The sequence below is a fragment of the Kitasatospora sp. NPDC059571 genome, assembly GCF_042735675.1.
Taxonomy (GTDB): Bacteria; Actinomycetota; Actinomycetes; order Streptomycetales; family Streptomycetaceae; genus Kitasatospora.
The window spans coordinates 6640-16050 of the sequence record NZ_JBHWBW010000153.1; the positions used below are offsets into that span (position 1 = coordinate 6640).

A 9411-nucleotide genomic window follows, 5' to 3' on the forward strand; every position below is an offset into this window, starting at 1 on the left:
GTCTCTACACTCCCCTCCGGCGGCGGGCCCCCAACCGCCGGTCGGCGGGTGTGTACCCGGCCCCCGCCCCCGCCGGCCCGCCGCGGAGGATGTCCGGTCCGGCCCGTCAGCCGGCTACTCGGGCGGCGAGCGCGTCGCCGACCTCGGAGGTGGAGCGGGTGCCGGAGCGCTCGGCGAGGTCGGCCGCGACCGCGGCCTGGACGCCGGCGGACTCGGCGGTGAAGCCGAGGTGCTCCAGCAGCATGGCGACCGACAGCACGGTGGCGGTCGGGTCGGCCTTGCCCTGGCCGGCGATGTCCGGGGCGGAGCCGTGCACCGGCTCGAACATCGACGGGAAGTCGCCGGTGGGGTTGATGTTGCCGGACGCGGCCAGGCCGATGCCGCCGGTGACGGCCGCGGCGAGGTCGGTCAGGATGTCGCCGAACAGGTTGTCGGTGACGATCACGTCGAAGCGCTCGGGCTGGGTGACGAAGAAGATCGTCGCCGCGTCGACGTGCAGGTAGTCGGTGGTGACCTCGGGGAACTCCCGGCCGACCTGCTCGAAGATCCGGGTCCACAGGTGGCCGGCGTGCACCAGCACGTTGTTCTTGTGGACGAGGGTGAGCTTCTTGCGCGGGCGGGCCTGGGCGCGGCGGTAGGCGTCGCGCACCACGCGCTCGATGCCGAAGGCCGTGTTGAGGCTCACCTCGGTGGCGACCTCCTGCGGGGTGCCGGTGCGCAGCGTGCCGCCGTTGCCGACGTACGGGCCCTCGGTGCCCTCGCGGACGACCACGAAGTCGATCGCGGGCTCGCCGGCCAGCGGGGACTTCACGCCGGGGAAGAGCGTGCCCGGGCGGAGGTTGATGTGGTGGTCGAAGGCGAAGCGCAGCTTCAGCAGCAGGCCGCGCTCCAGGACGCCGGAGGGCACGCTCGGGTCGCCGATCGCGCCGAGCAGGATCGCGTCGTGGCCCTTGAGCTCCTCCAGCACGGCGTCCGGCAGGGTCTCGCCGGTGCGGTGGTAGAGGCGGGCGCCGAGGTCGTACTCGGTGGTCTCCAGCTTCACGTCGGCGGGCAGGGCGGCGCGGAGCACCTTGAGGCCCTCGGCCACGACTTCCTGGCCGATGCCGTCACCGGGGATCACTGCGAGACGAAGGCTTCGAGACATGCTCAGGACCCTACTCCGCGTCCCAGGGACTGACACCTCGCGTCCACTATCCGGACATTCCCGGATACGGCAGGGGGTTCGGTCGGAGTCCGGGGGCGGGCCGTTAAAATCCTCCGGGAATACACGGGGAATTCACGGGGGAATGCGGTATGGCAGGTCCGATCAGCAGACGCCGAGCGCTCTGGTTGACCGGCGGGGCGCTGGCCCTGCCGGCGTCCGGCTACGGTGTGTGGCAGGCCGTGCACGGGGGGCGCGCGGCGGGCCGGGTCTCCGCCGACAGTGCGGGCGGGTCGCAGGCACCGGGCGTGGTGGACGGGCCCGCCCGGGCGAACGGCATAGCGAACCACAACCTCTCGCAGTCCTTCGTCCACGTGATCGCCCACCCGGACGACAACCTGTACTTCATGAACCCGGACCTGGACCACGCGCTCGCCTCCGGCGCCGCCTGCGTCACGGTCTGCCTCACCGACGGCGAGTCCGACGGCCGCAACGTGCTGCACTCCGAGCTCGGCCGGGTCACCCGGGCCGACCGGCCCGCCTACACCCGGGCCCGGATCAACGGTCTCACCGCCGCCCTGGCGCTGCTCGCCACCGGCGACGAGGGCAGCCCCTGGGACGTCGAGCTGGTCAGCTACCTGGAGGGCCGGCTGGTCGAGCAGCACACCCTGCGTGCCGCGCCCCAGGTGCAGCTGATCCTGCTCGCCCTGGTCGAGGCCCGCTCGGTGAGCCTGCCCCGCAAGGAGAGCCTGCGCGGGCTCTGGCTCGGCGAGACGCCCGCCCTGGAGACCCTGCCGCCGGTGCACAGCGGCCTGCCGCCCGGCGCCGGCTACACCCGCGAGCAGCTGATCGCCACCCTGCACGGGGTGCTCGACCACTTCCGCCCGACCGTGGTCCGCACCCTCGACCCGAACCCGGACCACTCCCCCAAGGCGGTGCCCGGGGTCAAGGACACCGTCTACCTGGACCACCAGGACCACACGTACTCGACGTACTTCGCCCAGGCCGCGCTCACCCGGCACTGGGCCGGCGGCAAGGCCCGCAGCACCTCGGTGGAGCACTACCTCGGCTACGTCAACGCCGTCCTGCCGCACAACCTCGACCAGGCCGCGGTCGGGCGCAAGGTGGTGGCGCTGAACAGCTACGGCTGGGCCGACAACCGGCACTGCGGCGACCCGGCCGGCTGCGGCGACCGCAAGGTCGGCGCCGGCGCGCTGCGCAACGGGTGGGCACAGTCCACCCGCTACCGCGCCCCCGGCAGCGACACCTGGCTGCAGCCGCTCGCGGACGGCAGGCTCACCGCGTTCGCCCTGCTCAACGGTGGCGCGGTGCGCTGGACGCAGTCCGACGGCAGCTGGCGCGGGCCCGAGCGGATACCGGGCGGCGACCTGGAGGGCCAGCTCCAGGTCGTCCGGCAGGCCGACGGCCGGCTGCGGCTGATCGCCGTCCGCACCCACCTCGGGTACGCCGCCGCGCAGCACCGCCGCGAGGTGGTCACCTGCGTCCAGGACGGCGACGACTCCTACGGGCCGTGGCAGAGCCTCGGCGCCCCGGACGGCGACGACGCGGTGCGCTCCATGGAGTTCGGCTACCCGGTCGCCGCCGTCCTGCCCGACGGCACGGTGCAGATCGCCGCCCGCACCTGGTCCGGCACCGTCGCCGTCCGCACCCTCGACACCCCCTGGACGGCGCTGGCGCTGCCCCCGCAGGCCGGCAGCGGCGTGCAGGACGGCCTCGGCATCGTCGTCGACGGGGACGGCACCACCCATGTCCTCGCCCCCGGCCGCACCGTCGTGCACTGGGCCTCGACCGTCCCCGGCGGCCCGCTGCGGCCGGCGGCGCCCACCGGCCTGCCGACCCCGGCCGGGCCGGTCACCGCGCTGCTCGCCCCGGGCGGGGGGCTGCGGCTGGAGTTCCGCGAGCCCAAGAGCGCCCGGGTGCTCACCGCCGAGCGACGCTCGGTCGACGGCGGCTGGCGGGTGACCGCGGAGTCCGCGCCGCCCGGCGGGTTCGGCCGGGTCTCGGCCGGCGCCGGGGCGCTGGCCGTCCGCGACGACCGCGGGCGGATCGCCCTGCGCGCCGCCGGGCGCGACTGGCAGCACGACGGCCCGCTGCTCGCGCACAGCCCCGCCCTCGCCACGGACGCCGACGGCCGGGCGGTGGCCGCGGCGCTCGGCTCCGACGGCAACCTGTACATCGCCCGGCAGCCGGTGCCGGGCGCCCCCTTCGGCGCGTGGAGCCAGGCGGGCTGAGGCCGGTCCGCCGGCCGGTGTGAGCGCACCTATGCTCGGTCCGACCCTCCGCCACCCCGACCACCCGACACCGCAGGCCCGAGCCGGGCCAGGCAGGAGCACCCCGCAGTGAGCGAGCGCACGGCCGTCGTACGGCCCCCCGACCGGGCGGCCCCCGCCGGGCGCCGGCGGCCGGCCGTCCGCCGGCTGCTCGACCGGGACGCGGTCGCCGCGGCGGGCGCGGCGGTGCTGGCGATGCTGGCCTTCTGCGCGGCGGCGGCGCTGCGCGGCACGTACCCGTTCGGCGCCCGCTCGCGGGCCGTCAACGACCTGGGCAACCAGTTCGTGCCGTTCCACGCCCACCTGTGGGACCTGCTGCACGGCTCGTCCACCGGCGACCTGCTGGTCAACTGGAACAGCGGCTTCGGTTCGCCCTTCCTGGCGGACTTCGTCACCTACCTGACGAACCCGTTCTCCTGGCTGACCGGCCTCTTCCCGCGGGACGAGGTGGACCTGGCGGTGTTCCTGGCCACCCTGCTGTCCATCGGGCTCGGCGCGGCGGCGATGACCGTGCTGCTCGGACGGATCGCCCCCGGCCCGGCCTGGCAGCGGTCGCTGCTCGCGGTCGGCTACGGGCTGTGCGCATGGGTGCTGAACGACGGCTCCCCCGACCCGATGTGGATGTGGGGCCTGGTCTCGCTGCCGGCGATCGGGCTGGCCTGCGACTGGTGCCTGCGGGAGCGGCGCTGGGTGGCGGGCACGCTGCTGGTCACCCTCGCCTGGGCCGGCAACTTCTACACCGCCGCGATGGCCACCATCGCCTCCTGCCTGGTGCTCCTGCTGCGCCTGGCCCTGGCCGGCGACCCGGTGCGGGCGCGGCTGCGGCAGGCCGGCCGGGCGGCGGCGATGCTCGCCACCGGCGTGCTGCTGGCCGCGCCGGTGATGACCGTCTCGCTCAAGGCCAGCAAGGCCTCGCAGCCCGCACCGCCGGCCACCTACCCGGGCGCCCCGGGGCTGACCGACTACCTGGCGCAGCTGCTGCCCGGCGGACGCTCCGACCACTCGGTGCCGAACATCTTCGTCGGCATGCTCGGGCTGCTGCTGGTCGCCTCGCTCCCGTTCAACCGGCGGGTGGCCCGCGCCGAGCGGGCCGGCTGGCTCGTCCTGCTGGTGCTCACCGCGGCGAGCTTCGTCTGGGAGCCGACGATCCTGCTCTGGCACGGGCTGGCGATCCCCAACGGCAGCCCCTACCGGGCGGCGTACGTGCTGAGCGGGATGCTCGTGATGGCGGCCTGGGTGTCGCTCGCGCGGCGCCCCGACGGCCGGGCGCTGCTCGGCGGCACCGCACTGGTCGCCCTGGTGGCGCTGGTCGGCCACGGCCAGAGCTCGGTGCGCCCCTCCACCTGGATCGAGGTCGCGGCCGGCGGCGTGCTGGTGCCCGCCGCGCTCTGGGCGCTCAACCGGCCCGGCGCGCGCCCGCTCGCGCGCCGCTGCGCCGGCGCCCTGCTCGTCCTGGGGGTGTTCGCCGGTGCGGTGCACACCAGCTGGGCTGTGACGAAGATCCGTGACGGGCTGCCGTTCTACGTGCCGCGCACCACCCTCACGGCCAACTCGCTGGCCGCCCGGGACGCGGTCCGCGCGAACGAGGACTGGCCGGCCTCCCGCACGGACCCGGGCCCGCACGAGTTCGCCAACAACGACCCGCTGCTGCTCGGCGGCGAGGGCGGCTCGTACTACTCCAGCTACCTGCCGGCCGTCACCGCCGAGATGCTGCAGGGCCTCGGCACCGGCTGGTACATCCAGGGCCGGCACACGCTCAGCCCGATGGACCCGGTCGGCCGGGCGCTGTTCGGCATCACCACCTACCTGGACGGCACCGGCGGCACCGGCAGGGGCTTCACCGTGCAGCACGCGGCCGCCGCCCCGCTGGTCACCGTCCACCCGGACACCGCCCCCGACACCCGTTCGGTGTGGAGCCGCCAGGAGTCGCTGCTCGGCGCCCGGGTGTACGGCGTGCCCGAGCCCACCTGGACGGCCGGCCCGCGGCCGGTCGCCCGGGCCGGCGGCTGGTCGGTGCCGGCCACCCCGAAGGGCCGCGCCTGGACGACCTTCACCGGGGTCTGCACCCCCGGCTCGACCGTCTTCTTCTACGCGCCGTGGTTCAGCGGCACCGTGATGGGCCACGGCGGGAAGTACACCAGCTGGGGCCGGGAGCCGATGACCTCGATGCCGATCCGCGAGCTCGGCCCGGTGCCCGCCGACGGCCGGGTCACCGTGCAGCTGCGCACCTCCAAGGCCGCGGTGCTGCCCGCGCAGCCGGTCGGCTGCCTGGACCGCGGCGCCCTGGACAGCGCCCTGCACTCCCTCACCGGGGCGACGAAGGTCACCGCGGGCGGCCACACCCTGACCGCCGACCTGCCGCCCGGCTCCAAGGGAGTCGCGCTGCTGTCGGTGCCGGCCGCGGACGGCTGGCGCTGCTCGGTGGACGGCGGCGCGGCCGCCGCCCCGCGCTCGGTGCTGGGCATGATCGGGGTGCCGCTGGGCGCCGGCGCCTCCCGCGTCTCCTGCGGGTTCGCCCCGCCCGGGCTGACCGCGGGCCTGGCCGCGAGCGGCGCGGCCGCCGCGGTGCTCGGCGGCGTGGCGGTGGTCACCCTGCTGCGGCGCCGCGGCGTCCTCCGGGCGGGTGACGGGCCGGTACCATCGGTGTGAATCCCAGACAGCAGGAACGACGGGGCAGCGCGATCCGCCACCGACTGCGTACGAGGCCGGAGGTGGAGCCGATGCGACTGTCCGTCGTGGTCCCCTGCTACAACGAGGAAGCGGTGATCGAGCTCTTCGACGCCGCGACCCGGGAGAACCTGGACGCCCTGCCGATCGAGTACGAGCTCTGCTACGTCGACGACGGCAGTTCGGACGGCACCCTGGAGCGGCTGCGGAAGATCGCCGCCGAGTACCCGGACACCACCCGCTACGTCTCCTTCAGCCGCAACTTCGGCAAGGAGGCGGGCATGCTGGCCGGCCTCAAGGAGGCCACCGGCGACGCCGTGGTGCTGATGGACGCCGACCTCCAGCACCCGCCGGAGCTGCTGGAGCGGATGCTGGAGCTGTACGACCGCGGGCACGACCAGGTGATCGCCCGCCGCACCCGCGAGGGCGACCGGCCGCTGCGCAGCGCCGTCAGCAAGCTCTACTACCGGCTGGTCAACCGCTGGGTGGACGTCGAACTCCAGGACGGCGTGGGCGACTTCCGGCTGCTCTCGCGCCCGGCGGTGGACGCCCTGCTGTCCCTGCCGGAGTACAACCGGTTCTCCAAGGGCCTGTTCTCCTGGATCGGGTTCGACACCGTCACCTTCGACTACGGCAACGTCGCCCGCGAGGCCGGCGAGACCAAGTGGCACTTCGGCGCGCTGCTGAACTACGGCATGGACGGGCTGATCTCGTTCAACAACCGGCCGCTGCGGATCGCCATCTACCTCGGCCTGGCCCTGGTCGGCGTGGCGGCGCTGTACGCCGCGTGGATCACCGGGGTCGCCCTGGTCGAGGGCGTGGACTCGCCCGGCTACGTCACCCTGATCGTGGCCATCGTGGCGCTCGGCGGCCTGCAGATGGTGATGCTGGGGCTGATCGGCGAGTACATCGGCCGGATCTACTACGAGACCAAGCGGCGGCCGCACTTCCTGGTCAAGGAGACCAACGTGCCGCGGGCCGCCTTCCGCGCCGAGGGCTACCGCGGCGGGGAGCGCGGGTGAGGCCCCAGTTCTGGCAAATCGTCAGGTTCGGCCTGGTGGGCGTCGCCAACACGGCGACCTTCTACCTGCTGTACCTGGCGATGCACCCCTTCCTGCCGTACTTCGCGGCGTTCACCGCGGCGTTCGTGCTGTCCATGGTCGGGTCGTTCTTCCTGCACACCCACTTCACCTACCGGACCAGGCCGACCTGGCGGAAGTTCCTGCTCTTCCCGCTGCCCAACCTCACCAACTACCTGGTGCAGAGCGGGGGCGTGGTGCTGCTGGTGGAGTGGCTCCGGGTGAGCGACCGGATCGCGCCGCTGCTGGCCGCAGCGGTCGCGATCCCGATCACCTACGTGCTGTCCAAGCTGGTGCTGACCGGCCGGCCGTCAGAGCAGCGGGACGACCTCCGTGCGCCGGCCGTCGGTGTTGAGGTGGTGGACCAGTAGCAGCCGGGCGTCCGCCGCGTTCCGGTTGACCTGGAGCAGTGCCCCGGACCGCTCCGGCACCGCGATCGCGGCCGGCCCGTCGGTGCCGTCCCGGACGTCCAGCGCGGGGTGCAGCACGTCGAGGGCGAGCACCGGCCGACCGCCCTCCAGCCCGATCGAGTCGAGCGCGTCCCGCTCCTCCGGTGTGCCGGGCAGCACCTGGCCGGTCCACACGGCGTAGTGGACGGTGGACGCCCCCGCCCTCAGCCCGGGCAGCGCGGCGAGTCGGACGGGGAGCACCAGCGCGTCGCCGTCCAGCAGGTCCGTCTCGGTGTCGCCCCAGCGGTCGTTCAGCGGCTGGACGTCCAGCTCCTTGCCGGTCCTGGCGTCGGTCGTCCGGGCGACCAGCACGTCGCTGCCGCGCAGCCGGGCGGCGGCGACCACCGCGTCGGTGCGGCCGTCCCCGTCCGTGTCGAGGGAGACCCGAACCCCGAACATGCCGACCGGGGTGGCCGAGGGCGCCCACGTCCCGGCGGCGAGGTAGAGCATCCCCTCGGCCAGCGGGTCCTGCCGAGTGGGTGCGTCGCTGGCGGCGCCGGCCGCCCGCAGGTTGGCGACCCGCTCGCCCGGCCGGTCGACGCAGATCCCGTCGCCCTGCTTGCCGCCGGACGGGCAGTCCGGCCAGCGCGGGCCCTCGCCGCCGAGCACGAACGCGCTCAGCAGACCGCCCGGGTCGGCGCCGGTGGGGGCGCCGGCGCCGGTCAGTGCGAGCAGCGCGGTCGCCGCCCGCCCGCCCGGCAGCTGGGGACCGGCGGCGAAGCGGGAGGCGGCCCGGGGGGCGGCGAACAGCGGCACCCGCAGCGCCGGGACGTCCGCGCCCTGCGGGGTGAGCAGCAGCCGGCCGGACAGTTCGCCGCGGTAGCTGCGGGCCCGGCCCGCCTGCACCAGGGCCAGGGTCGGGTCCGGGGCGCGGTCGAGCCGGCCGGGCACCCGCAGGGTGACGGTGACCCGGGCGGTGCCGCCGGGTGCGACGGTGACCCGGGCCGGGCTGATCGCGAAGGCGGCGCCGGGCAGCTCGGTGGCGGGCGCGTAGTCCGTCGCGTAGCTGAGCGGGGCGTCGCCGTGGTTGCGGATCTCGACCTGGCGGTGCAGCTCGGTGGGGCCGGTGACGGCCACCGGTCCGAACGAGACGCCGACCGCCCCGTCCACGGCGCCGTCGCCGGCCGCGTAGGCGACCGCCGGGGTGGCGACCGCGGCGTCCACCCGGGCCCGGCCGGCGCCGGTGCGCTCCGGTCCGTACACCGGGCCGCCGTGGTCGTCGCCCTGCCAGGTGTCGCCCGCGGTGTTCATCAGGGCGGCCTTGACCTCGGCGACCGGCCAGTCGGGGTGGGCGGCGCGGACGAGGGCGGCGAGGCCGGCGACGTGCGGGGTGGCCATCGAGGTGCCGTCCTCGCGCATCCCGCCGCTGCCGCTGCCGGCCTTGGCCGACCAGATGGTCTCGCCCGGGGCGGCGACGTCGGGCTTGACGATGCCGTCGACGCCGATGCCCCGGGAGGTGAACGAGGTGAGGGTGTCGACCCGCTGCGGCTGGTCCTGGGAGACCGAGCCGTGCAGGGTGTTGCCGACGGCGGCGAGGCGGACGGTGACCGGGCCGGCCGCGGCCGCGGCGGTGAGCCGCTCGCCGTCGGCGCGGCCGAGCAGCACGGCCGGGATCCGGTTGTCGCCGGCGATCTCGCCGAGGCTGTCGCCGTCGGCGGCGAACACCGCGCCGATCGCGCCGGCGTCGGCGGCGGGGGCGGCGCGCGGCGCGGCTCCGCATCCCCGGTAGGGGGCGACGGGCCGACCGCGGACGACCGCGTCTCGCCCCCTCCGACCGGCGCCGG

Annotated in this window: 6 protein-coding genes; 4 read left to right on the top strand and 2 right to left on the bottom strand. The window is 75.3% G+C overall.

Translation table 11 applies throughout. From position 1 onward, the window contains the following. Positions 1 to 106: 106 nt before the first annotated feature. Positions 107 to 1144, bottom strand: a complete 1038-nt coding sequence (locus ACFV0G_RS18760; protein WP_380548514.1) for a 3-isopropylmalate dehydrogenase — start codon at positions 1142 to 1144, stop codon at positions 107 to 109. A gap of 149 nt (positions 1145 to 1293) precedes the next feature. On the opposite strand from ACFV0G_RS18760, the gene ACFV0G_RS18765 reads away from it, so the two are divergent. The 4 genes from ACFV0G_RS18765 to ACFV0G_RS18780 all read left to right on the top strand — a co-directional run bounded on the left by ACFV0G_RS18765 (position 1294) and on the right by ACFV0G_RS18780 (position 7549). Further along, positions 1294 to 3393, top strand: a complete 2100-nt coding sequence (locus ACFV0G_RS18765; protein WP_380548518.1) for a PIG-L family deacetylase — start codon at positions 1294 to 1296, stop codon at positions 3391 to 3393. A 108-nt stretch (positions 3394 to 3501) separates the two neighbouring features. Beyond that, on the top strand, positions 3502 to 6081 hold the full coding sequence (locus ACFV0G_RS18770) for a YfhO family protein (RefSeq protein WP_380548521.1): 2580 nt from the start codon (positions 3502 to 3504) through the stop codon (positions 6079 to 6081). A gap of 71 nt (positions 6082 to 6152) precedes the next feature. After that, a complete protein-coding gene (locus ACFV0G_RS18775; RefSeq protein ID WP_380548524.1) occupies positions 6153 to 7121 on the top strand; it encodes a glycosyltransferase family 2 protein in 969 nt (322 codons plus the stop codon). After that, the gene (locus tag ACFV0G_RS18780) at positions 7118 to 7549 is read left to right on the top strand and encodes a GtrA family protein (protein WP_380548527.1); all 432 of its coding nucleotides are present in this window, start codon (positions 7118 to 7120) and stop codon (positions 7547 to 7549) included. The genes ACFV0G_RS18775 and ACFV0G_RS18780 overlap by 4 nt, the downstream gene beginning before the upstream one ends. Here ACFV0G_RS18780 and ACFV0G_RS18785 read toward each other — a convergent pair. Further along, positions 7490 to 9411 (bottom strand): S8 family serine peptidase (locus ACFV0G_RS18785; protein WP_380548530.1); only part of this gene is annotated, 1922 nt, incomplete at its 5' end. The two genes, ACFV0G_RS18780 and ACFV0G_RS18785, sit on opposite strands and share 60 nt — an antisense overlap.

Excerpts from the sequence above, each read along its gene's own strand:
- ACFV0G_RS18760 (WP_380548514.1), bottom strand. The coding sequence starts at position 1,144 with ATGTCTCGAAGCCTTCGTCTCGCAGTGATCCCCGGTGACGGCATCGGC.
- ACFV0G_RS18765 (WP_380548518.1), top strand. The coding sequence starts at position 1,294 with ATGGCAGGTCCGATCAGCAGACGCCGAGCGCTCTGGTTGACCGGCGGG.
- ACFV0G_RS18775 (WP_380548524.1), top strand. The coding sequence starts at position 6,153 with ATGCGACTGTCCGTCGTGGTCCCCTGCTACAACGAGGAAGCGGTGATC.